General features: G+C 69.1%; 21 protein-coding genes. 9 read left to right on the top strand and 12 right to left on the bottom strand.

From position 1 onward, the window contains the following. Nucleotides 1–2: 2 nt before the first annotated feature. The 6 genes from mreB to ACY5J6_RS10255 are packed head-to-tail and all read right to left on the bottom strand — an operon-like array spanning nucleotide 3 to nucleotide 6,231. Nucleotides 3–1,034, bottom strand: a complete 1,032-nt coding sequence (gene mreB / locus ACY5J6_RS10230) for a rod shape-determining protein MreB (protein WP_462844921.1) — start codon at nucleotides 1,032–1,034, stop codon at nucleotides 3–5. A gap of 11 nt (nucleotides 1,035–1,045) precedes the next feature. Beyond that, nucleotides 1,046–2,734 carry a ribonuclease Y gene (rny, locus tag ACY5J6_RS10235; protein ID WP_462844923.1) on the bottom strand — a complete coding sequence of 563 codons (1,689 nt, stop codon included), beginning with the start codon at nucleotides 2,732–2,734 and terminating at the stop codon, nucleotides 1,046–1,048. After that, on the bottom strand, nucleotides 2,735–3,757 hold the full coding sequence (recA, locus tag ACY5J6_RS10240) for a recombinase RecA (protein WP_462844925.1): 1,023 nt from the start codon (nucleotides 3,755–3,757) through the stop codon (nucleotides 2,735–2,737). It lies immediately after the preceding gene. Continuing rightward, the gene (thpR, locus tag ACY5J6_RS10245) at nucleotides 3,708–4,301 is read right to left on the bottom strand and encodes an RNA 2',3'-cyclic phosphodiesterase (protein WP_462844927.1); all 594 of its coding nucleotides are present in this window, start codon (nucleotides 4,299–4,301) and stop codon (nucleotides 3,708–3,710) included. The genes recA and thpR overlap by 50 nt, the downstream gene beginning before the upstream one ends. Beyond that, on the bottom strand, nucleotides 4,298–5,482 hold the full coding sequence (locus ACY5J6_RS10250) for a CinA family nicotinamide mononucleotide deamidase-related protein (RefSeq protein ID WP_462844929.1): 1,185 nt from the start codon (nucleotides 5,480–5,482) through the stop codon (nucleotides 4,298–4,300). The genes thpR and ACY5J6_RS10250 overlap by 4 nt, the downstream gene beginning before the upstream one ends. Beyond that, on the bottom strand, nucleotides 5,455–6,231 hold the full coding sequence (locus tag ACY5J6_RS10255; protein ID WP_462844931.1) for a YgfZ family protein: 777 nt from the start codon (nucleotides 6,229–6,231) through the stop codon (nucleotides 5,455–5,457). Before ACY5J6_RS10255 ends, ACY5J6_RS10250 begins: the two co-directional genes overlap by 28 nt. A gap of 39 nt (nucleotides 6,232–6,270) precedes the next feature. Here ACY5J6_RS10255 and ACY5J6_RS10260 point away from each other — a divergent pair, with 39 nt between their 5' ends. Further along, the gene (locus ACY5J6_RS10260; protein WP_462844933.1) at nucleotides 6,271–7,320 is read left to right on the top strand and encodes an MFS transporter; all 1,050 of its coding nucleotides are present in this window, start codon (nucleotides 6,271–6,273) and stop codon (nucleotides 7,318–7,320) included. Further along, entirely contained in the window at nucleotides 7,313–7,939 is a 627-nt protein-coding gene (locus ACY5J6_RS10265; protein ID WP_462844935.1) for an HAD family hydrolase, read from the top strand. Before ACY5J6_RS10260 ends, ACY5J6_RS10265 begins: the two co-directional genes overlap by 8 nt. Here the strand turns inward: ACY5J6_RS10265 and ACY5J6_RS10270 are convergent. Both ACY5J6_RS10270 and ACY5J6_RS10275 read right to left on the bottom strand, forming a co-directional pair. Beyond that, nucleotides 7,925–9,010 (bottom strand): enolase C-terminal domain-like protein, encoded by a 1,086-nt coding sequence (locus ACY5J6_RS10270; RefSeq protein WP_462844938.1) that lies wholly within the window; start codon nucleotides 9,008–9,010, stop codon nucleotides 7,925–7,927. The genes ACY5J6_RS10265 and ACY5J6_RS10270 overlap by 15 nt on opposite strands. Before the next feature lie 17 nt (nucleotides 9,011–9,027). Beyond that, on the bottom strand, nucleotides 9,028–9,741 hold the full coding sequence (locus tag ACY5J6_RS10275; protein WP_462844940.1) for a DEAD/DEAH box helicase family protein: 714 nt from the start codon (nucleotides 9,739–9,741) through the stop codon (nucleotides 9,028–9,030). Nucleotides 9,742–9,773: 32 nt separating this feature from the next. Between ACY5J6_RS10275 and ACY5J6_RS10280 the strand changes: the two genes are divergently transcribed. Together ACY5J6_RS10280 and ACY5J6_RS10285 are read left to right on the top strand one after the other, a co-directional pair. Continuing rightward, entirely contained in the window at nucleotides 9,774–10,265 is a 492-nt protein-coding gene (locus tag ACY5J6_RS10280; RefSeq protein ID WP_462844942.1) for a bioflim formation protein, read from the top strand. A 4-nt stretch (nucleotides 10,266–10,269) separates the two neighbouring features. After that, nucleotides 10,270–11,115, top strand: coding sequence for a carbohydrate ABC transporter permease (locus tag ACY5J6_RS10285; RefSeq protein ID WP_462844944.1), 846 nt, complete (start codon nucleotides 10,270–10,272; stop codon nucleotides 11,113–11,115). Here the strand turns inward: ACY5J6_RS10285 and mltG are convergent. The 4 genes from mltG to alaS are packed head-to-tail and all read right to left on the bottom strand — an operon-like array spanning nucleotide 11,094 to nucleotide 15,829. Next, a complete protein-coding gene (gene mltG, locus ACY5J6_RS10290; RefSeq protein ID WP_462844946.1) occupies nucleotides 11,094–12,113 on the bottom strand; it encodes an endolytic transglycosylase MltG in 1,020 nt (339 codons plus the stop codon). The genes ACY5J6_RS10285 and mltG overlap by 22 nt on opposite strands. After that, nucleotides 12,097–12,504: a Holliday junction resolvase RuvX gene (gene ruvX / locus ACY5J6_RS10295; protein WP_462844948.1), complete on the bottom strand. Its 408-nt coding sequence runs from the start codon at nucleotides 12,502–12,504 to the stop codon at nucleotides 12,097–12,099. The genes mltG and ruvX overlap by 17 nt, the downstream gene beginning before the upstream one ends. Further along, entirely contained in the window at nucleotides 12,485–13,171 is a 687-nt protein-coding gene (locus ACY5J6_RS10300; protein WP_462844950.1) for a hypothetical protein, read from the bottom strand. The genes ruvX and ACY5J6_RS10300 overlap by 20 nt, the downstream gene beginning before the upstream one ends. A gap of 9 nt (nucleotides 13,172–13,180) precedes the next feature. Next, nucleotides 13,181–15,829, bottom strand: coding sequence for an alanine--tRNA ligase (gene alaS, locus ACY5J6_RS10305; protein WP_462844952.1), 2,649 nt, complete (start codon nucleotides 15,827–15,829; stop codon nucleotides 13,181–13,183). Between the two features lie 31 nt (nucleotides 15,830–15,860). Here alaS and ACY5J6_RS10310 point away from each other — a divergent pair, with 31 nt between their 5' ends. The 5 genes from ACY5J6_RS10310 to aceA all read left to right on the top strand — a co-directional run bounded on the left by ACY5J6_RS10310 (nucleotide 15,861) and on the right by aceA (nucleotide 20,941). Then, entirely contained in the window at nucleotides 15,861–16,136 is a 276-nt protein-coding gene (locus tag ACY5J6_RS10310) for an NIPSNAP family containing protein (RefSeq protein ID WP_462844954.1), read from the top strand. Between the two features lie 45 nt (nucleotides 16,137–16,181). After that, entirely contained in the window at nucleotides 16,182–17,324 is a 1,143-nt protein-coding gene (locus ACY5J6_RS10315) for an ABC transporter permease (protein WP_462844956.1), read from the top strand. Continuing rightward, on the top strand, nucleotides 17,325–18,008 hold the full coding sequence (locus tag ACY5J6_RS10320) for an ABC transporter ATP-binding protein (protein ID WP_462844958.1): 684 nt from the start codon (nucleotides 17,325–17,327) through the stop codon (nucleotides 18,006–18,008). A gap of 99 nt (nucleotides 18,009–18,107) precedes the next feature. Further along, nucleotides 18,108–19,439: an FAD-dependent oxidoreductase gene (locus ACY5J6_RS10325; RefSeq protein WP_462844960.1), complete on the top strand. Its 1,332-nt coding sequence runs from the start codon at nucleotides 18,108–18,110 to the stop codon at nucleotides 19,437–19,439. Between the two features lie 185 nt (nucleotides 19,440–19,624). Then, the gene (gene aceA, locus ACY5J6_RS10330; RefSeq protein WP_462844962.1) at nucleotides 19,625–20,941 is read left to right on the top strand and encodes an isocitrate lyase; all 1,317 of its coding nucleotides are present in this window, start codon (nucleotides 19,625–19,627) and stop codon (nucleotides 20,939–20,941) included. Nucleotides 20,942–21,012: the final 71 nt, after the last annotated feature.

Below are 21,012 nucleotides of genomic sequence, written 5' to 3' on the forward strand. Positions count from 1 at the left end.
GTTCACCTCTTCAGGACGTCGTCCGAGGAGAGGATGGTGTCCTCGAGGACGTGGAGCATCTCCAGGGCCTTCCCGGTCCCCAGGGCCACGGCCTCAATGGGGTTCTCCGCCACCACCACGGGGACGCCGGTGGCCTCCTGCAGGGCGAGGTCCAGGTTCTTGAGAAGCGCCCCGCCCCCGGTGAGGAGGATGCCCCGCTCGTAGATGTCGGAGGCGAGCTCGGGAGGGGTGGTCTCCAAGACCCCCTTCACCCCTTGGAAGATCTTCTCCAAGGGCTCCTTCAAGGCCTCGGCCACGTCAAGGGCAGGGATCTCCGCCGTGCGGGGAAGGCCGGTGATCAGGTCCCGGCCCCGCACCTCGGCCACCTCCTTCTCCTCCCCGGGAAGGACCTGGGCCCGGCCCAGCTGGATCTTGAGTTCCTCGGCGGTGCGCTCCCCGATGAGGAGGTTGTACTTTTGCCGCACGTAGCGGATGATGGCCTGGTCCATCTCGTTGCCGGCGATGCGGAGGCTCTCCGAGCGCACGATGCCGCCCAGGGAGATGACGGCGATGTCCGTGGAGCCCCCCCCGATGTCCACCACCATGCTCCCCGTGGGCTCGGCCACGTTGATGCCCGCCCCGATGGCGGCCGCCAAGGGCTCTTCTATGAGGTAGACCTTCTGGGCCAAGGAGGAAACCGCCTGCACCACCGCCCGGCGCTCCACGTCCGTGACCCCCGAGGGCACCCCCACCATGACCCGGGGCTTGAAGAAGCGGCTCATGGGGGAAAGGACCTTCTGCAGGAAGAGGAGGAGCATGCGCTCCGTGAGGGCGTAGTCGGCGATGACCCCGTCCTTCAGGGGCCGCACGGCCACGATGTTCCCCGGGGTGCGGCCCAGCATGCGGTAGGCCTCCGCCCCCACCGCCTTGACCTCCCGCTTGCCCTGCACCACGGCGATCACGGAGGGCTCCCTTAAGACGATCCCCTTCCCCCGCACGTAGATGAGGACGCTGGCCGTCCCCAGGTCAATCCCGATGTCCTCGCCCTTCAGCATATCGCCTCACTCTACCTAGCGTACTCCACCGCCCGGGTCTCCCGCACCACGGTGACCTGGACCTGGCCCGGGTAGTTCATCTCCCGCTCGATGCGGCCCGCGATCTCCCGGGCGAGCAGGGTGGCCTTGGCGTCGGTGATCTTGTCGGGTTTGACGATGACCCGGACCTCCCGGCCCGCCTGTACGGCGAAGGCCGTCTCCACACCGGGGAAGGAGAGGGCGATGCGCTCCAGGGCCTCGAGGCGCTGGAGGTACTCCTCCAGGCTCTCCCTCCTCGCCCCCGGCCTCGCCGCCGAAAGGGCGTCGGCCGCAGCCACCAAAACGGCGTAGAGGGTCTCGGCGTTTTCGGGATCGTGGTGGTGGGCGATGGCGTCCACCACCTCGGGGGGTTCCCCGAAGCGCCGGGCCAGGGCGATGCCGATCTCCACGTGGCTTCCCTCCACCTCCCGGTCCACGCTCTTGCCGATATCGTGGAGAAGCCCCGCCCTCCGGGCCATGGCGGCATCCAGGCCCAGCTCCGCCGCCATGATCCCGGCGAGGTGGGCCACCTGGACCGAGTGCTTGAGGACGTTTTGGCCGTAGCTGGAGCGGAAGTGGAGCCGGCCCAAAAGCTGGATGAGGCCAGGCTTCAGGCCCACCACCCCGGCCTCCAGGGCCCCCTCCTCTCCCCTTTCGTAGATGAAGGTCTTCATCTCCTGCTTGGCCTTCTCCACCACCTCCTCGATGCGGCTCGGGTGGATGCGCCCGTCCTTTAAGAGCTCCTCCAGGGCCATGCGGGCGATCTCCCGGCGGATGGGGTTGAAGGAGGAAAGGAGGACGGCCTCCGGGGTGTCGTCGATGATGAGGTCCACTCCCGTCAAGGCCTCAAAGGTGCGGATGTTGCGGCCTTCCCGGCCGATGATGCGCCCCTTCATGGCGTCGGAAGGGATGGGCACCACGGAAACCGCCAGCTGGGCGGCGGTCTCCGAGGCCTGGCGCTGCATGGCCTGAGCCAGGATCTTCTGGGCCTCCCTTTTGGCCTCGAGGCGGGCCCGCTCCAAGGCGGCCCTGACCCTCTGGGCCTTCTCCTCCTCCAGCTCCCGGTCCAACTTTTCCAGGATGAGGCGTCTGGCCTCCTCCGGGGAGAGGCCCGCCACCTGGTGGAGCCGCTCCGCAATCTCCCGCTCCTTCTCCTCCAGAAGGGCCTCCCTGGCCCGCAGGGCCTCCTCCCGCCCGGCCAAGGCCTCCTCCAGGGCGTCCAGCTTGAGGGCCCGGGCGTCCAAGGCCTCGCCCCGCTTGGAAAGCCTCTCGGCCTCCCGGCGGAGCTCCTCCCGCTCCTCCTTGAGGCGCTCCCTCTCCGCTCTAAGCTCCTCCCCCAGGGCCTTGAGCCGCTCCCTTTCCGCTCTAAGCTCCTCCCGCTCGGCCCTCAGGCGTTCCTCCGCCTCCTGAAGCCGCCTCCTGCCCTCGGCCTCCAGGGCCTCGGCGCGGGAGCGCACCTCCTTTTCCAGCTCCTGGCGGAGGGCCTGGGCGCGGGCCTCCGCCTCCTCCCGGAGGGCCTTGGCCTCCTGGCGGGCGGCCTCGAGGATCTCCTTGGCCTCCTTGCGGGCGGCCTCGAGGATCTCCCTGGCTTCCCCCTCCCCCTTGCGCCTCAAGAAGAGGACCCCCAGGACCAGGAGAAGGAGGGCGAGGACCAAGAGAAGCACCAGCTCCAGCGGGCCCATCTACTCCCCCTCTTCCTCGCTGGCGGCCAGGACCACCTGGTCCGAGCGCTCCAAGACCTTGGCGCGGATCTCCTCCAAAAGCTCGGGGCGCTCCCGCAAGGCCTCGGCCGCCTTCTCCTTCCCCTGACCCAGGCGGAGCTCCCCGTAGGAGAACCAGCTCCCGGCCTTCTCGATGACCCCGGCGGCCACGGCCACGTTCACCAGGTCCATCACCGGGTCCAGGCCCCGGCCGAAGTAGATCTCCAGCTCGGCCTCCCGGAAGGGCGGGGCCAGCTTGTTCTTCACCACCTTCACCTTGACCTTGATGCCCACGGCCTCGTTGCCTACCTTGATGGGCTGGCCGCTCTTGCGCACGTCCAGGCGCACGCTGGAGTAGAACTTGAGGGCCCTCCCCCCCGGGGTGGTCTCGGGGTTGCCGTACATGACCCCCACCTTCTCCCGCACCTGGTTGATGAAGATGGCGGCGGTGTTGCTCTTGGAAAGCACGGCGGTGAGCTTGCGGAGAGCCTGGCTCATGAGCCGGGCCTGGAGGCCCACGTGCTGGTCCCCCATCTCCCCCTCGATCTCCGCCTTGGGCACCAGGGCGGCCACCGAGTCCACCACGATGACGTCCACCGCCCCGGAGCGGGCCAGGAGCTCCACGATCTCCAGGGCTTGCTCCCCGGTGTCGGGCTGGGAGACCAGGAGGTCTTCCACCTTGACCCCGAGTTTCTGGGCGTAAAGGGGGTCCAGGGCGTGCTCCGCGTCCACGAAGGCCGCCACCCCTCCCTGCTTCTGGGCCTGGGCGATGATGGTGAGGGCCAGGGTGGTCTTGCCCCCGGACTCGGGGCCGTAGATCTCGATGACCCGCCCCCGGGGGATGCCCCCGATCCCCAAGGCCAGGTCCAGGCCCAAGGAGCCCGTGGGGATCACGTCCACCTGCTGCCTGGGCATCTCCCCCAGGCGCATCACCGCCCCCTTGCCGAACTCCTTCTCAATGGTCTTCAGGGCGTTCTCCAGGGCTTTCCTCTTGTTCTCGTCCATGGTCACCTCGCAAGGGAAACTTTTCCAGAATGGTGTAGACGGGCCCCTTGGGCTTCAGCTCCGAACGCACCAAGGCGAACTCCCGCACCGGCCAGGAAAGGCCGAAGACCAAGGGGGGCACCCGGGGGGCCGGGGCCTTGCGCCGGGCCAGGGTGATGTGGGGCTTGAAGTCCTTATCTCCCCCCGCCAGGAGGGCCTCCCCCCCCAGAAGCTCCTTCACCCCGGCCTTCAAGCCCTCGGCCAGGAGGGCAAACCCCTCCCCCTCGGCCTTGGCGAACCAGACCCGGGGGGTGCCCTCGTTGGGGAAGTAGCCCGTGCCCTTGAGAAGGGCGGTGAAGGGAGGGACCTTCCTGCCCAGGCGGTGGCCCAAGGCGATGAGGTCCTCCAGATCCTCCTCCGGCCGCTCCCCCAGGAAAAGCAGGGTCAGGTGAAGCTGGTGGGGGGGCACCTCCTTCCAGCCCTTGTAGCGGGAAACCCTCCCTTGAGCCTCCGCCAGGGCCCGCCGCACGTCCTCCGGAAGAAAAACCGCGTAGAAGAGCCTCATGTCACGAGAAGGGCCAAGGCGGCGTACACGCTCCGAAGCCTCACCGCCTCCCGGTCTCCGGGAAAGCGGTAGCGCCTGGCTTCCACCCCGGTGGGCCCCGCCAAGGCCACGTAGACCGTGCCCACGGGCTCGCCCTCCAAGGGGTCCGGGCCCGCCACCCCGGTGGTGGCCAGGGCGTAGGTGGACCCAAAAAGAGAACGGGCAGCCTCCGCCATGGCCTTGGCCGTCTCGGCGGAAACCGTCTTGGCAAGGAGTTCCTCCGGCACCCCGAAGCGGGCCTTGGCCCCTCGGGAATAGGATACCACGCCCCCCAGGTAGAAGCGGCTCGCCCCCGGCACGCGGGTGATCTCCGCCCCCAGAAGCCCCCCGGTGAGGCTCTCCATGGTGGAAAGGGTAGCCCCCTCCCGCTCCATGCGCCTTTTCACCGCCTCGGCCAGGGTCATCTCCCCCTCGCCCCAGATCTCCTTGAGGAGTTTTTTCTTGATCTTCTCGGAAACCTCCACCACCCGGTCCTCCCGCCCCCGGACCACCACCTCCACCCCGTGGACCTTGGGGTAGGTGCCCACCTCCACCTCCCCTTCCCGGAGGAAAAGCTCCCCCAGGCGTTCCACGATCTCCGACTCCCCGATGCCCCAGGTCTTGAAGACCCTCTCGGCGTAGGGCCTTCCGGGGAGGCCGAGCCGGGGCAGGACCTCCCGCCACATGGGCCGCCACTCGGGCGGGGGCCCCGGGAGGAGGACCAGGTCCTTGCCGTCCTTCCGCACCCACCAGCCCGGAGCGGTGCCATGGGGGTTAGGGAGCCAGGCGGCGGAGGGAACCTTCATGGCCTGCTTGCGGTTGGCCTCGGGCATGGCCCGCCCCCGGGCGCGGAAGAAGGCTTCAATCTCCCCAAGCACGGCCTCGTCCAGCTCCAAAGGCTCCCCCAGGGCCAGGGCCACCGCCTCCCGGGTCACGTCGTCCGGGGTGGGGCCGAGGCCGCCGGAAAGGACCACGAGCCTGGCCCGTGCCAAGGCCTCCTCCACCTCCCGGGCCAAGGGGGCCACCTCGTCCGCCACCCGCACGGTCCTCTCCACCTTGAGGGCGTAGGGCTTGAGGCTTCTCGCGATCTCCGCCGTGTTGGTGTCCAGGGTCTCCCCGTAGAGGAGTTCGGTGCCTACTCCAAGGATCTCTGCCCGCTCCATGCCGCCTCCTTAAAGGGGAGGACCTCCACCAGGTACCGCCCCCCGCCTCCTTCCACCTCCGCCCCCACGGGCACCTCCTTCCGCACCACGGCGAGGCCCAGGAGGCCGAAGGGGGTTTTTAGGAGGCGCTTCGCCTCGCCCACGCGCTTTCCCTCCAGGAAAAGGGCCGCCGGGGCCTCGCCCCCCTCCAAAGCCCTCAGGCCCACGAGGCGGTAGGGCACCTCCTTCCCCTCGGTCCTGGCCATGATCTCCTGGCCCACGTAGCACCCCTTGCCGTGGTCCACCAGGTGGAGAAGGCCCACGCTCTGGGGGAGTTCCCCTTGGATGTCGGAGAGGAGGGGGAGGCCCTTGAGGAGGGTGTAGAGGGGGTAGAGCTCGGCGGGAAGCGCCCCTTCGGCCCTCTCCCCCACCTCCTCGCGGCCCTCCGCGTAGAGGAGGCGGAAGAGGGGAAGCACCACAAGCTCCACCTGGTCAAAGACGATGTAGCGCTGGAGGCGTTTTCTTAGGCCCTCGAGGCTCCCCCAGGGGGCGAGGAGGAAGCCCTCGGGGTGGGGGAAGAGGGTGGCCGCCTCCTCGATCTGGCCCTTGTGGTTGAGGAAGAGGACCCCGGAAGGGCCCGAAAGCCGCCGCAGGTCCCGGGTGCCCTGCCCCTGGAGGAAGGAAAAGGCGTCGGGGCCCCGGAGGAGGAGGACCCCGGGGAAGGCGAAGAACCCTTCGCCGGAAAGGGCTTGGGCCAAAAGCCGCTCCATCCTCCCCATTATTGACCAAAGGGTCACCCAGGGGAGAGAATGCGGTCCGTGCGCTTTCTCGCCGGCTCTTTCCTCGCCCTCTTCCTCGTGGGGGTGATTGTGGCCCTCCCCGGGGCGGCCCTGCCCTACTGGCGGGAGCGGTACGGAGGGGAAGAGGGAACCTCCCTCTACTTCGCCGCCCTCCTCCTGGGCCTCCTCCTCGGGGTGCGCCTGGGGCAGGAGGAAAGGCGCCACCCCCTTCTTCCCCTGGCCCTGGGCCTGGTGGGCCTCGCCTTCCTCGGCCTTCCCTTCGCGCCCTCCTACGTCTGGATGGCGCCCCTGGCCTTCCTCCTCGGCCTGGGGGAGGGGGTGATGAACGTCCACGGGAACAGCCTCGTGGGGGAGCTTTACCCGGAAAAGCGGGTGGAGCTTTTAAACCGGGTCAACGTGGCCTTCGGCCTGGGGGCGGTCCTCACCCCTTTGGCCTTGGGCTGGCTCCCCTACGCCGCCTTTCTGGCCCTGGCGGGCCTTCTCGCCTTCCTCGGGGGGGTTCTCGTCCTCGAGGCGCCCCCGGCGGAAAGGCCCAAGGAAAGGCCCCGGGGGGCCCTCTGGCCCTTCCTCCTCGCCGTGGGGCTCTACACGGGGCTGGAAGGGGCCCTGGCCACCTGGAACCGGGTCTGGCTGGAAGCCGCAGGCCACGCCACGGCCCTAGGCGGCCTCCTCCTCACCCTCTACTGGCTCTTCCTCGCCCTGGGCAGGCTCCTCCTTGCGGGAAGGGTGGCCAAGGACCCCTTGAGGGCCCTCCGGGGGCTTCTCCTCGGGGTGATGGGCCTCCTCCTCCTCAACTTCCTCCCCCAGACCGCCCTCCTCTTCCCCCTCGCGGGCTTCCTCCTCGGCCCCCTCTTCTCCACCCTCTTCGCCCTGGTCCAGGCCCGCTTCGGCCACCGGGCCCTGGGCGGGCTCATGTACGCCGGGGCGGCGGGGAGCACCCTCATCCCGGGGCTTTTCGCCCTCCTGCCCCACGGGGGGATCCCCTTGGGGCTTTTCGCCCTAAGCCTCGCCCTCTACCTCCTCCTCCGGGGCGCGGAGCGGGAGGTGGCCCGTGCCTAAGGCGGTCCTCTTTGACCTGGACGGCACCCTGGCGGACACCGACCCCCTGCACCTCCTCGCCTGGCGGGAGGCCTTGAGGCCCTATGGCCTAAAGGTGGACCCCGCCTTCTACCGGGAGAGGATCTCGGGGAGGCTGAACCCGGAGATCGTCCGCGACCTCCTGGGCCTGGAGGGGGAGGAGGCGCAAAGACTCATCGCCGCCAAGGAGGCCCGCTTCCGGGCCCTCGCCCAAGGGCTCAGGCCCACCCCGGGGCTTCCGGAGCTTCTGGAGAAAATCAGGGAAAGGGGGCTCCTCTGGGGCGTGGTGACCAACGCCCCCAAGGAGAACGCCCGCCACGTGCTGAAGGCCCTGGGCCTGAGGCCGCCCCTCTTGGTCCTGGCGGAGGAGGTGGGCCGGGGTAAGCCCGACCCCTTCCCCTACCAAGTGGCCCTAGGGCGCCTTGGGGTGGCCCCCGGGGAGGCCCTGGCCTTTGAGGACTCCCCTTCCGGGGTGAGGAGCGCCGTGGGGGCGGGGATCCCCACCTATGGCCTCCTCACGGGGCACGGGGCGGAGGCCCTTCGGGAGGCAGGGGCGAGGGGGGTTTTCCGGGACTTCCGGGAGGCGTTAGGCCTCCTTTAAGGCGTACCGGGCGAAGGCCTCCTCGTCAAAGCGCCCCTCCACCAGGTCCTCCCAGTAAAGCCACCCCTCCCGGAAGGGGGGGAAGGGGAAGAAGCCGCCCTCGGCCTTGAGGTGGAAGGCGAGCTCATTGGGCTCCGTCACCCCCTGCTGGAAGGCGAGGAGGGCGGACTGGTAGGCCCCGAAAGCGCTTTGCGCCTGGCTTCCCACCATGGCCCTCTTGCCCCGCTCCCGGGCGAGGGCCAGCATCTCCAGGGTCCAGGTGACCCCGGTGCGGGCGGGCTTGAGGTTGAGGACGTCAAAGGTGTCCAGCTCTAGCTCCCGCCTGAGGTCCTTCAGGGTCATAGCCGAGTCGTCGGCGATGAGGGGGAGGATCCCCTTTTCCTTTAGCCTCCGCCGCGCCCCCACCTCCTCTATGGGCAAGGGCTCTTCCACGTAGCGGAGGCCAAGCTCCTTCCAGGCCAAAAGGTAGCGCTCGGCCTCCTTGGGGGGAAGGGACTCGTTGGCGTCGGCGTAGAGCTCGGCCTCGGGGAAGGCCTCCTTCAGGCGGAGGATACGGCGGGTGTCCCTCTCCAGGTCCCGCCCCACCTTCACCTTGAAGATCCTGACCCCCGCCCCAAAGGCCATGCGGGCGTCCTCCAGGACCTCGTCCTCCTCCCCGAGGCCCAGGAGGTAGGCCACCCGCACCCGGTGCTTGGCGGGCCTCAGGACCTGGTAAAGCTCCTCCCCCTCGCTCCTCGCCCAGGCCTCCCAGAGGGCAAGGTCCAGGGCGCCCTTGAGGCCGAAGTTAAAGGGGAAAGCCTCCAGAACAGCCCTAATCCCCTCCTGGTCGTCGGCCTCGAGGCCCAAAAGCCTCGGCCTCAAGTGCTCCAGCCCCGCCCTCACGCTCCCCAGGGTCTCCCCGTAGATGGTGGGGCGGATGGCCACCTCGGCCCGGCCTATGGAGCCGTCGGAGAGCTCCACCTCCAAAAGGGCGTGCTCCAAGGCGGCAAGCTCCGAGGCCTTCCCCCAGCGCAAGGGGGCCTTCAGGGGAATGCGGAAGGGGATGAGGCGCAGGTTCCGTACCGTCGGCATAGAGCCCATTCTACGGGCTAGCGAAGGTTCTCTCGGAGGAAGCGCCGCACCGCCAGGACCTCCTCCTCGGGGGAGAGGGCCTCCGTGTCCAGGACCAGGGCCCGGGGGTGGCCTTTAAGAAGGCGTAAAGGCCCCTCGGGGTCGTAGTTTTTCTTCTCCTCGGCCACGATCTTGAGCTTGGCCAGGACCTCCTCGAGGGGGGCGAGGGAAAGGGCTTCCCTTAGCTCCTCCTCCGCGAGGACCCCTTGGGCCAGGGCCCTAAGGCGGGCCTCCTCCTCGGGGGCCACCTCCACCCGGTCAAAGGCGTCCCGGCGGGAAAGGAGCCGCTTAAGCCGCGTGGCCTCCCGGGCGTGGAGGACCACGAAAAGGGCCTTAGGGAGGTGTTCCAAGGCGAAGGCCACCTCCCCCTCCCCCCTCAGGCCGTCAAAGAGGAGGAGGGGCTTGGGGGGCACGTACCCCCGGGCGAGGACCTCCGCCACCCCCCCGGGGAACTCCTCCCGGAAGCGCCGGGTGAGGCGGAAGCGCTCCTCCCGGGGGATGGGAGGCTCTGCCCCGTAGCGGGGGAGGACGTAGCGGTCCACGAGCTCGCGGCGGTCGGGGAGCCGGGGGAGGCCCAGGGCCTCCACCAGGGTGCTCTTCCCCACCCCGGTGAGCCCCACCAGAACCACGAGGGGGGCTTCCCGAAGGGGAACCAGGCCGGGAGCGGGCTCCAGGGAAAAGGCCACCTCCATGCCCCCATGCTACCTGGTAGGATGGAGGGGCCATGAAGCGGGCTCTCTCCCTCCTTGGCCTTCTTCTGGGCCTCGGCCTGGCCCAGGCCCCGGCCTACCCGGAGAACACCCTGGGCTTAGGCTACGCCCCGGACAAGGGCCTCTACCTCCAAGGAAGCGCCCTACTGCCCTTTAGCCCCTTGGGGTTGGACACCGGCTTGGACCTCCAGGTCCTCCTTTCCCAGAACCCAGAAGTCCACGCCCTCCTCAAGGCCAACCTCCTCCCCGGCCTCGTCCTCGCCGACCTCTACACCTCCTTGGGGTTGGGCCTCTCCCTCCGCTACCCCTTCGGGGTCCACCTCGGCCCCCTCGCCAGCCTGGAGCTTCCCGGCGGGGCCCTTTCCCTCGGCCTCGGCCTCGGCTACCAGGCGGGGTTCCACCTGGCCTGGGGCGCGGGGTTTAGGCTCTACCTGGAGCCTTTGGCCCTGGAGGTTTCCGCCTCCGACCGCTACCCCTTCCTTCTCTCCCTCCTCTACCTCTGGTAGCCCCGTGCGGAAGAAACTTCCCCTGCTCCTCTTCTCCCTCCCGGCCCTCCTTCCCCTCTTTCTCTTCGTCCTCTACCCCTTTTTGGACGTCCTCCGCTTCTCCACCTGGGACTGGTCGGGGCTTTCCGAGCCCAGGCCCGTGGGGCTCAAGAACTACCGGGACCTCCTCCAGGACCCCGCCTTCTGGGGAAGCCTCTGGGTCACCCTGAAGTTCATGCTCCTGGCCCTTCCCCTCTTCGTGGGACTTTCCGTGGCCCTGGCGGTGGCCCTGGAGGGGATGCCCTACGAGCGCCTGGCCAAGAGCCTCCTCTTCCTGCCGGGCCTGGTCACCTTGGGCGGGGCCACCCTAAGCTGGTACACCCTCTTCACCCCCGAGTACGGGGCCCTGGCCCAGTTCCTCCCCATCCCCCCCTGGGACCGGGAGGGGTTCTGGGCCCTCCTCATGGTCGTGGCCTTCACCTTATGGCGCCACCTGGGCTACGGGGTCCTGGTGGCCTCGGCCAGGCTCAAGGCCATCCCCAAGACCCTCCTCGAGGCCGCCTACGTGGACGGAGCGGGACCCTTTGAGGCCTTCCGTCACGTGGTCCTCCCCCTCATGCGCCCGGCGGTGGCCTTTTTGGTGGTGGTGGGAACCATCCTCGCCCTGCAGTCCTACGCGGCGGTCTTCCTCCTCACCCGGGGGGGGCCCTACGGGGCCACGAGGGTCCTGGGCTACTACCTGTACGAGACGGGCTTTGAGAACTTCCGCCTGGGCTACGCGGCGGCGGTCACCGTGGTGATCCTCCTCCTCACCCTCCTCTTCGCCTACGCCCAGCTCCGCCTCCTCCGTCAGGGGGACGGGGAGGCGTAGCGGTAGCGGGCCAGGTCCCGCAGGTGGGCCTCAAAGTCCACGTTCAGGTAAAGCTTTCCCCGGGCATGGAAGAAGTAGAGGTAGGGGCGGCCCCCCCGGTCCTGGCGCACGGGGTTCAAGACGGCGAGGAGGGCCTTCTGCCCAGGGTTGGCGATGGGCCCCGGGGGAAGGCCTGCGTAGCGGTAGGTGTTGTAGGGGGAGTCCACCTGAAAATCCCCCCCGGGGCGGGAGAGTTCGGGCAGGCGCTTCCCCAGGGCGTAGGCCACGGTGGGGTCGGCCTGGAGGGGCATGCCCCGCTCCAGGCGGTTCAGGAAGACCCCGGCGATGTAGGGCATCTCCTCCTCGCTTCCCGCCTCGGCCTGGACGATGGAGGCTAGGGTGACCCAGGCGTGCACGGAAAGCCCCCGCTCCGCAAGGAGGCGCCGCGCCACCGGGGTGAGCTCCGCCTCAAAGCGGCGGAGCATGGCCCGCACCACCTCCTCGGGGGTGGCCAGGAGGTCAAAGGTGTAGGTGGCGGGAAAGAGGTAGCCCTCGAGGCCCCTTCCCTCCACATAGGGGGGCTTCAGGGCCCCCGGGCGTTCCACGAGCCTGAGGAAGCCCTCCCCGTCCAGCCCCGCCTGGGAGAGCCTCCGGGCGTAGTCCGCCGCCCTTTCCCCCTCGGGGAAGGTGAGGGTCACGCTTAGGGGCCTTTCCCCGCCCGTGAGGGCCCGGGCCAGGCGGAAGGCCCCTTCCCCCTTCAGGCGGTAGACCCCGGGGACCAGGCGCTTGGCCCTTCCCGAAAACCTCAGGTAGGCGGAAAAAAGGTACCCCGAGCGCAGAAGCCCGGCCTCCTCCAGAATCCTCGCCACCTCCGCCCCTCTGGCCCCCTTGGGGATGCGCACCAGGGCCTCCTTCCCCGTGGGGCCAAGAAGCCATAGGGCATAGAGGAGCAAAAGGGCGAAAGTGAGGAAAAGGACCACCACCCCCCGCCAAAGCCACCTTCTAGAGCCCTCGGGCAAGGTAGTCCTCCAGAAGCACCAAAGCGGCGAGCTCGTCCAGCTTCCCCTTGTCCCGGCGAAGCCGCTTGGGAGCGTGTTTTAAGCGCTCCTTGGCGAGCCTGGTGGTGAAGCGCTCGTCCCATAGCTCCACCTCCACCCCCTTAGCCCTCAAGGCCTCCACCAGGGGAAAGACCTTCTTGGCCTGGGCGCTTTCCTTGAGGTCGGTGCGCAAGGGGAGGCCCACCACGAGCTTCCCCAGGCCCTCCCGCCGCACGAAGTCCAGGAGGGCCGCCACGTCCTCCTCGAGGGTCCGCCGCATCAGGTAGCCCCGGCCCGAGGCCAGGGGCACCCCCTCCTCCCCCACGGCGAGGCCGATCCGGGCCTCCCCCACGTCAAGCGCGCCCACCCGCATACCGCACGCTCTTGTCCGCCAGGGCCACCCCCAGGTAGAGGAGGGCCACCCCCAAAGCCCTTCCCCCTTCCTCCAGGCCCGCCACCCCGAAGCGGTTTAGGGCGCTGGTGGAGGCGAGGACCAGGGTGGCCAGGAAGACCAGGACCGTGCCCTGGGCCCTTAGGGGGTTCCTCCGCCAGAAGAGGAGGGTGGTGTAAAGGGCCACCCCGGCCATGAGGGCCGTGCCCAGGAGGTTGAAGGGGATGGTCCAAAGCCTGGGGGAGAGGAGGCCAGGGGGGGGGAAGGCCGCCCCCGAGGGGGTGTAGGGCTCGGGGAGGCGGGCGAAGTCCAGGGGGGCCGAGGCCACCAGGTAAAGGCCCCAGAGGAAGAAGGGGCCTAGGGCGAGGAGGAAGGCCCGGGCCGCCTTGGGGTTGAGGAGGGCGAGGCTCCCTAAGCCCAGGAAGGTCACCCCGTGCATGGCCCCGGTGAAGTACCAGAGGCGGTAAAGCAAGGGACTCCAACCCCCCAAGAGGCGGGCGAGGAGCTCGGCGGAAACCGCCACGGCGAAGAAGAGGAGGCCGAGGCTATAGAGGGCGTTGTGGAGAGAAGGCCTCCTTTGGTACCGGCCGAAGGTGAGGGCGAAGAGGGCCCAGGAAAGGGCCACCGCCAAAAGGCTCAGGAGAAGCATACCCCCATCTTAGGGCAAAAGCCCGGGCAGGGCGGCCTTGGCCCGCTCCGGGTCCAGGCCGCCCCCCTGGGCCAGGGCCCCCTTGCCCCCGCCCCGGCCCCCCGCCTTCTCCGCGAGGGCCCGGAAGAGGCTTCCCGCCTCGAGGCCCATTCCCTGGGCCTTCGGGGAGAGCTTCAGCACCGCCTGCCCCCCCGAGAGCACCAGGGCCACGTCCGCCCCCCGGGCCACCAGGTCGTCCGCCGCCTGGCGCAGGGCCTTGGCGTCCAAGCCGGGAAGCTCCGCCACCGTCCACTTCAGGCCCCCCTTCTCCTCCAGGGAAGGCCCCCCGCCTCCTCCCAGGGCGGCCTGGACCAGGCGGGCCTGGAGGCGCTCCACCTCCCGCTCCTTCTCCTTGAGCTCGGAAAGGAGCTTCTCCAGCCTCTCCTCCAAGGCGGCCTCCCCCACCTCGAGGCGGCCCGCCAGGGCCTTCAGGCGGTTCAGGCTCCCGCGGGCGAAGCGGATGGCCTCCTCCCCCGTCACCGCCTCTATGCGGCGCACCCCGGCGGAGACCGCCTCCTCGCCGGTGATGAGAAAGGCCCCGATCTCCCCGGTGCGGCGCACGTGGCACCCGCCGCAAAGCTCCTTGGACTCGAGGCCCTTTAGGGGGCTTCCCTCCACCCGCACCACGCGGACCACCTCCCCGTACTTCTCCCCGAAGAGGGCCATGGCCCCCTCCTTCCTCGCCTCCTCCAGGGGCATGTACCGCCAGGTCACGGGGAAGTCGGCCTGGATCCAGCGGTTCACCAAAAGCTCCACCCGCTCAAGCTCCTCGGGCTTCAGGGGCTCGGGGTGGGTGAAGTCAAAGCGGAGCCTATCTGGGGCCACCAGGCTTCCCGCCTGGCGCACGTGGGGGCCGAGGACGGCCCTTAGCGCCGCATGAAGGAGGTGGGTGGCGGTGTGGTTCCTCTCCGTGTCCCGCCTTTTGGGGTCCACCACCGCCCGCACCCTCTCCCCTACCCTCAGCACCCCTTCCTCCACCCGGGCCTTGTGGAGGAAGATCCCCTGCTCCGCCTTCTTCGTGGTCTCCACCCGGGCCAGGCCCCCAGGCCACTCCAAAACGCCGAAGTCCCCGATCTGCCCACCCCCCTCGGCGTAAAAGGGGGTCTTGTCCAGGACCACCTGGACCTCGGTGCCGGGCCCCGCCTCCTCGAGGCTTTGGTCCCCGGCGAGGAGGGCCAGGACCTCGGCCTCGGCCTCCAGGGTGTTGTAGCCCAAAAACTCCGTGGCCCCCCGCTCGGCGTAGAGCTCCTCCAGGACCTGGGCGCTCTTCTTGAAGATCTCCCGCTCAAAGGCCATGGCGGCCCGGGAGCGGCTTTGCTGCTCCTCCATGGCCTTCTGGAAGCCCTCCGTGTCCACGCCAAAGCCCCGCTCGGCGGCGATCTCCACGGTGAGGTCCAGGGGAAAGCCGTAGGTATCGTAAAGCCTGAAGGCCTCCTTCCCGGGAAGGACCTCCCCGGGCTTGAGGCCGGAGAGGAGGGCGTCCAGGCGCTTGAGGCCCCCCTCCAGGGTCTCCAAGAAGCGCTCCTCCTCGAGGCGGATCTGCTTCTCCACCGCAGGGAGGTTCTCCCGCATCTCCGGGTAGAAGTCCCCGAGGAGTTCGGCCACCAGGGGGGCGAGGCGGTGGAGGAAGGGGTCGGAAAGCCCGAGGAGGTAGCCGTGCCTTAGGGCCCGGCGGAGGAGGCGCCGGATCACGTAGCCCCGCCCGGTGTTGGAGAAGGTAGCCCCGTCGGAGAGGGCCGCCACCACCGCCCGGACGTGGTCGGCGATCACCCGGTGGCTCACGCTTCCCTTCCCCTCGTAGGGCCTGCCACTCATCCGGGCCACTTCCTGGATGAGGGGGAAGAAGGTGTCCGTGCGGTAGAAGTCCTCCACGTCCTGGAGGATGGCCGCCACCCGGTAGAGGCCCATGCCCGTGTCAATGTTCTTCTGGGGCAGGGGCTTGAGGATCCCGGGCCCGGGGATGGGGCCTTGGCGGTCGTACTGGGTGAAGACCAGGTTCCAGATCTCCACGAACCGGTCCCCACTCCCCGTGTTGGGGCCGGTCTCGTCCGGGGTGCCGTAGGCCGGGCCCCGGTCGTAGAAGATCTCCGAGCAGGGGCCACTGGGCCCATTGGGCCCGTGGGTGATGGCCCCGCCCGGCCAGTAGTTCTCGTCCTCGCCGAAGCGGCCGATTCTCTCCTCGGGGACCCCCACGAGGTCGCGCCAGATCCCGTAGGCCTCCTCGTCGTCCTCGTAAACCGTGACCCAAAGGCGCCCAGGGTCCAGCTTCAGGTGCTCCGTGAGGAACTCCCAGGCCCAGAGGATGGCCTCCTTCTTGAAGTAGTCCCCGAAGGAGAAGTTGCCCAGCATCTCAAAGTAGGTGTTGTGCCGGCTGGTGCGGCCCACGTTCTCTATGTCCCCCACCCTCAGGCACTCCTGGCAGGTGGTGACCCTGCGCCACTCCTTGCCCCCGAAGATGGGCTTCGCCCCCAGGAAGTAGGGCTTTAGGGGGGCCATCCCCGCCGAGGTGAAGAGGAGGGAGGGGTCGTCCTCGGGGATGAGGCTGAAGGAAGGAAGGCGCAAATGCCCCTTGCCCTCAAAGAAAGAGAGGAACTTCTCGCGGATCTCCGCCGTGCGCATGGCTTTGATTATAGGCGCTTACAATGGACCCATGAAGGTCCAGATGCGCCGCTACACCCTGAAGGAGGGGACCAGGGGGGCTTTTGAGAAGGTCTTTCTGGAAACCATCGTCCCCCTGAGGCAGGCCCTGGGCTTTGAGGTCCTCGGGGCCTACTGGCTCTCCGAGCGGGAGTTTCTCTGGTTCGTGGCCCACGAGGACTTTGACCGGGCCGAACAGGCCTACTACCAGCACCCCGAAAGGCAGAAGGTGAACCCTCGGGAGTTCCTGGAGGCCATGGAGACCCGCTTCGTGGAGCGCCTTTTGTAGGCCGGGCCACGCCTATGGCCCCGCCTTGGGGTAGCCTCGGGGAGGATGGAGCTTTTCCTCCTCGTGCTCCGCAACCTCCTGGCCCGGCCCGTCCGGAGCCTCCTCACCCTCCTCGGGGTCCTGGTGGCCACGGGGAGCATGGTCCTCTTCCTCTCCTTCGGAGAGGGCCTGAGGCGGGCCCTCTTCCAGGAGCTTTCCCGGGTGGGGCCCGCCATCCAGGTGGTGCCGGAAGGGGCGGAGGGCTTCGTCTTCGGCGCCCTCCCCGAGATCCCCCCCGAGACCCTGAAGGCCCTGGAGGAGGCGGGAAAGGCCCTAGGGGTGCGGGCGGTGGTCCCCACCCTCTTCCTCACCCGGGGGGGCTTTGACCCCAGCACCAGCTTCCTCTTCCAGGGCCTGCCCGAAGGAGTCCCCCCAGACCTCCTCTACCCGGGGCTAAAGGCCAAGGAAGGCCGCCTCATCCCCTCGGGGAAGGGCGCCGTGGTGGGGGCCAAGGTGGCGGGGCGGAGCGGCCTCGGCCTGGGAAGCGTCCTCAGGCTTTCCCCCAGGCTGGAGCTTAGGGTGGAGGGGGTCTTGGAGGAGACGGGAGGCCTCGCGGACAACCTGATCTTCGTCCCCTTGAGGGCGATCCAAGAGGCCTTGGGCACGGAGAACGTGACCGCGGTGCTGGTGGCCCTAAGCCCCGGCCAGAAGGCGGAAGAGGTGGCCCGGGCCCTGGAAAGGGCAGTGCCCGGGGTGAAGGCCCAGACCACGAGCGAGGTGATGCGCTTCGCCGAGCGCGCCTTAAGGATCAGCGATCTGGTGCGCTTCGGCATCAGCCTAGTGGCCCTGGTGGTGGGGGGGCTTCTGGTGGCCAACACGGTGATGATGTCCGTGTACGAAAGGGTGCGGGAGTTCGGGGTCATGCGGGCCCTAGGGGCGAGGCGGGGGTTCATCTTCCGCCTCGTCCTTTTGGAGGCCCTCCTCCTCGCCCTTTTGGGCGGGGCCCTGGGGCTTGGGCTCGGGGGCCTGGCCTCTTCCCTCATCAACCTCTACACCCTGGACCAGGTGGGCCTGGCCCTCTCGGCGGTGACCCCGAGGCTCGCCCTCTTCGCCCTGGGGGTGGCCCTTGGCCTCGGGCTTATCGCCGGGCTTCTTCCCGCCTACCACGCCAGCCGCATTCCCGTGGTGGAGGCCTTGGGGAGGGTGTAGATGACCCTAAGGGCGGAAAACCTCACCAAGCGCTACCGGCAAGGGGAGAAGGAGGTGGTGGCCCTTCTCGGCTTCACCTACGCCTTCCCCCCGGGGGCCACGGCGGTGGTGGGCCCCTCGGGAAGCGGCAAGACCACCCTCTTGAACCTCCTCGCGGGCTTTGACCTGCCCATGGAGGGCGGGGTCTACCTGGGGGACACGCCCCTCCACGCCCTCTCCGAGGACGAAAGGGCCGGGGTGCGGCTTAGGCATATGGGCTTCGTCTTCCAGCAGTGGAACCTCATCCCCACCCTCACCGCCTTGGAGAACGTGGCCTTCCCCCTCCTCCTCGCGGGCTGGCCCAGGAGGGCGAGGCTAGCGCGGGCGGCGGAGCTTCTGGAGCGGGTGGGCCTAAAGGACCGCCTCCACCACCTGCCAAGCCGCCTCTCCGGCGGGGAGCAGCAGCGGGTGGCCCTGGCCCGGGCCCTGGCCCTGGACCCCCCCATCCTCTTCGCCGACGAGCCCACGGGGAACCTGGACCTGGAGTCCCGGGAGCAGGTGGCGGACCTCCTCTTCTCCCTGGGCGAGGCGCGCACCCTCGTCCTCGTCACCCACGACCTGGAGCTGGCCCAAAGGGCGGGGCGCATCCTCCACCTAAAGGGCGGGAGGCTTTGGAGGGAGGAGGCCGGCAAGGCCCAGACCTAATACCCCTTCTCCTTCGCCTCCCTGGCCTGGGGAAGTCCCCCAGGGACCTCTTGCCAGGAGGGACATCCCGCCCACCCCTTTCGTGGCACAATACCCCCCATGGGCAAGCGCATGGTGGTCGTGGGCGGGGTGGCGGGCGGGGCCTCCGCCGCCGCCAAGGCCAAGAGGGAGAACCCCGAGCTGGAGGTGGTGGTCTACGAGAAGTCGGGGTGGGTTTCCTACGGGGCCTGCGGCCTCCCCTACGTGCTTTCCGGGGAGATCCCCCGCCTGGAAAGGCTGGTGGCCCGCACCCCCGAGGAGTTCCGGAAAGGGGGGGTTCTGGTCCACACCCGCCACGAGGTGGTGGACGTGGACTACGAGCTCCGCACTCTGACGGTGCACGACCACGCCGAGGGGAGGACCTTCCAGGACCGGTTTGACCACCTGGTCCTGGCCACGGGAGCAAGGCCCACCATCCCCCCCATCCCCGGCACGGAGCAGGACGGGGTCTACACCTTAAGGAGCATGGAGGACGGGGAGAGGCTTTTAGGGGCCCTTTCCCAGGCCCGGCGGGCCGCCATCCTGGGGGCGGGGTACATCGGCCTCGAGGCCGCCGAGGCCTTCCGCAAGCGGGGCCTGGAGGTAACCCTCCTGGAGGCCAAGGACCGCCCCCTCCCCCACTGGGACCCCGAGGTGGGCGCCCTCCTCCGGGAGGAGCTGGAGCGGCACGGGGTGGAGGTCTGGACCGGGGTGAGGGTGGAGGCCCTAAGGGGCCAGGGCCGGGTGGAGGCGGTGGAGACCTCGGAAGGGGTGGTGCCCGCCGACCTGGTCCTCCTGGCCACGGGGATCCGCCCTAACACCGAGCTCGCCCAGGCCATGGGGGTGGCCCTGGGACCTACCGGGGCCGTCGCCACCGACGAAAGGATGCGCACCAACCTGGAGGGGGTTTACGCCGCCGGGGACGTGGCGGAAAGCTTCCACCAGGTTCTCAAGCGCCCCTACTGGCTTCCCCTAGGGGACGTGGCCAACAAGCACGGCCGCACCGCAGGGAGCGTCATCGCCGGCAAGGAGGCCCGCTTCCAAGGCGTGGTGGGCACGGCCATCTTCAAGGCCTTCGGCCTGACGGTGGCCACCACGGGGCTTTCCCTGGAGACCGCCCTCAAGGAGGGGTTCAAGGCCCGGAAGGTCTTCATCCAGAGCCGGGACGGGGCCCACTACTACCCGGGAAGCCAGCCCCTCTGGGTGGAGCTGGTCTACGAGGAAGGGACGGAGAGGCTTTTGGGCGGCGCGGTGGTGGCCCACGGGCACGGCGCCCTCCGCATAGACGCCCTGGCCGCCCTCCTGGCCCGAGGGGGTACGGTAGAGGACCTCCTGGCCCTGGACCTGGCCTACGCCCCGCCCTATAGCCCCGTCTGGGACCCCCTACTCATCGCCGCTCAGCAGGCGCGCTAAGTACCTCGCCGCGGTGGGGGCTCCCCCCCAGCCCTGGTTCGGGCATTTCGTGTTGCGAAACCAAGGTGCGGGCGCTTAGGAGTGTAGCCCAAGGCCGGATACACCCGCTTGGGGTGTGAAGCCTGCGGGCTTACACCCTACACCGGAGCCTTCCCCGCCCCCAGACTGAGGGCCGGAGGTGATCCATGGAACCCTTAAGCGTGCTCACCCCGGAGATGCGGCAAGAGGCCGAGGCCCTTCGCCAGGAGTGGGAGACGAACCCCCGCTGGAAAGGCGTCCGGCGGGACTACCGGCCCGAGGACGTGGTGCGGCTCCGCCCGAGCGTGATGGTGGAGCACACCCTGGCCAAGCGAGGGGCGGAAAAGCTCTGGCGCCTCCTCCACGAGAGGCCCTACGTCCACACCTTCGGGGCCTACACCGGGGCCATGGCGGTGCAGATGGTGCGGGCCGGCCTCGAGGCCATCTACCTCTCCGGCTGGCAGGTGGCTGCGGACGCCAACCTGGCCTGGCAGACCTACCCCGACCAGTCCCTCTACCCCTATAACTCCGTCCCCCAGATCGTGAAGCGCATCAACAACGCCCTCATGCGGGCCGACCAGGTGGAGCGCGCCGAGGGCAAGGTGAGCCGGGACTGGTACGTGCCCATCGTGGCCGACGCCGAGGCGGGCTTCGGCGGGGCCCTCAACGTCTTTGAGCTCACCAAGGCCATGATCGAGGCCGGGGCCGCCGGGATCCACTACGAGGACCAGCTGGCCAGCGAGAAGAAGTGCGGCCACCTGGGCGGCAAGGTCCTGGTGCCCACGGCCCAGCACATCCGCACCCTCCAGGCCGCCAGGCTCGCCGCCGACGTGATGGGCGTGCCCACCCTGATCGTCGCCCGCACCGACGCCGAGGCCGCCACCCTCATCACCAGCGACATCGACGAGCGCGACCGGCCCTTCATCCTTTCCGACGAGCGCACCCCCGAGGGCTTCTACCGCTTCAAGAACGGGATTGAGGCCGGCATCGCCCGGGCCCTGGCCTACGCCCCCTACGCCGACGTCCTCTGGATGGAGACCTCCAAGCCCGACCTGGAGGAGGCCAGGAAGTTCGCCGAGGCGGTGAAGCGGGAGTTCCCCGACAAGCTCCTCGCCTACAACCTCTCCCCCTCCTTCAACTGGAAGAAGTTCCTGGACGACGAAACCATCGCCAAGTTCAACCGGGAGCTGGGGGAGATGGGCTACAAGTTCCAGTTCATCACCCTGGCGGGCTGGCACACCCTCAACTACTACACCTGGGAGCTGGCCAAGGGGTACAAGGCCCGGGGCATGCCCGCCTTCGTGGAGCTGCAGCAGAAGGAGTTCCTGGCCCAGGCCCAGGGCTTCACCGCCGTGAAGCACCAGCGGGAGGTGGGGGCGGGCTACTTTGACGAGGTGGTCCTGGCCCTGACCCAGGGGGAGGCCTCCACCCTGGCCCTCAAGGGCTCCACGGAGGAGGCCCAGTTCACCGAGCCCGTCCAATAAGGGCCTTCCTTCCGGGCCGCCCCTAAAGGGGCGGCCCTTGCCCCTCTTGAAGGGAGGTCCCATACCCCATG

The sequence above is a fragment of the Thermus sp. H19.2 genome, from assembly GCF_054979525.1.

Bases quoted from the DNA above. Each gene is read 5' to 3' on its own strand.
- ACY5J6_RS10315 (WP_462844956.1), top strand. From the start codon at position 16,182: ATGGAGCTTTTCCTCCTCGTGCTCCGCAACCTCCTGGCCCGGCCCGTC.
- mreB (WP_462844921.1), bottom strand. From the start codon at position 1,034: ATGCTGAAGGGCGAGGACATCGGGATTGACCTGGGGACGGCCAGCGTC.
- ACY5J6_RS10270 (WP_462844938.1), bottom strand. From the start codon at position 9,010: ATGCCGACGGTACGGAACCTGCGCCTCATCCCCTTCCGCATTCCCCTG.
- ACY5J6_RS10250 (WP_462844929.1), bottom strand. From the start codon at position 5,482: ATGGAGCGGGCAGAGATCCTTGGAGTAGGCACCGAACTCCTCTACGGG.
- recA (WP_462844925.1), bottom strand. From the start codon at position 3,757: ATGGACGAGAACAAGAGGAAAGCCCTGGAGAACGCCCTGAAGACCATT.
- ACY5J6_RS10275 (WP_462844940.1), bottom strand. From the start codon at position 9,741: ATGGAGGTGGCCTTTTCCCTGGAGCCCGCTCCCGGCCTGGTTCCCCTT.
- ACY5J6_RS10310 (WP_462844954.1), top strand. From the start codon at position 15,861: ATGAAGGTCCAGATGCGCCGCTACACCCTGAAGGAGGGGACCAGGGGG.
- ACY5J6_RS10260 (WP_462844933.1), top strand. From the start codon at position 6,271: ATGCGGTCCGTGCGCTTTCTCGCCGGCTCTTTCCTCGCCCTCTTCCTC.
- rny (WP_462844923.1), bottom strand. From the start codon at position 2,734: ATGGGCCCGCTGGAGCTGGTGCTTCTCTTGGTCCTCGCCCTCCTTCTC.
- alaS (WP_462844952.1), bottom strand. From the start codon at position 15,829: ATGCGCACGGCGGAGATCCGCGAGAAGTTCCTCTCTTTCTTTGAGGGC.
- ruvX (WP_462844948.1), bottom strand. From the start codon at position 12,504: ATGCGGGTGGGCGCGCTTGACGTGGGGGAGGCCCGGATCGGCCTCGCC.
- ACY5J6_RS10255 (WP_462844931.1), bottom strand. From the start codon at position 6,231: ATGGAGCGGCTTTTGGCCCAAGCCCTTTCCGGCGAAGGGTTCTTCGCC.
- ACY5J6_RS10280 (WP_462844942.1), top strand. From the start codon at position 9,774: ATGAAGCGGGCTCTCTCCCTCCTTGGCCTTCTTCTGGGCCTCGGCCTG.
- ACY5J6_RS10320 (WP_462844958.1), top strand. From the start codon at position 17,325: ATGACCCTAAGGGCGGAAAACCTCACCAAGCGCTACCGGCAAGGGGAG.
- ACY5J6_RS10300 (WP_462844950.1), bottom strand. From the start codon at position 13,171: ATGCTTCTCCTGAGCCTTTTGGCGGTGGCCCTTTCCTGGGCCCTCTTC.
- aceA (WP_462844962.1), top strand. From the start codon at position 19,625: ATGGAACCCTTAAGCGTGCTCACCCCGGAGATGCGGCAAGAGGCCGAG.
- thpR (WP_462844927.1), bottom strand. From the start codon at position 4,301: ATGAGGCTCTTCTACGCGGTTTTTCTTCCGGAGGACGTGCGGCGGGCC.
- ACY5J6_RS10325 (WP_462844960.1), top strand. From the start codon at position 18,108: ATGGGCAAGCGCATGGTGGTCGTGGGCGGGGTGGCGGGCGGGGCCTCC.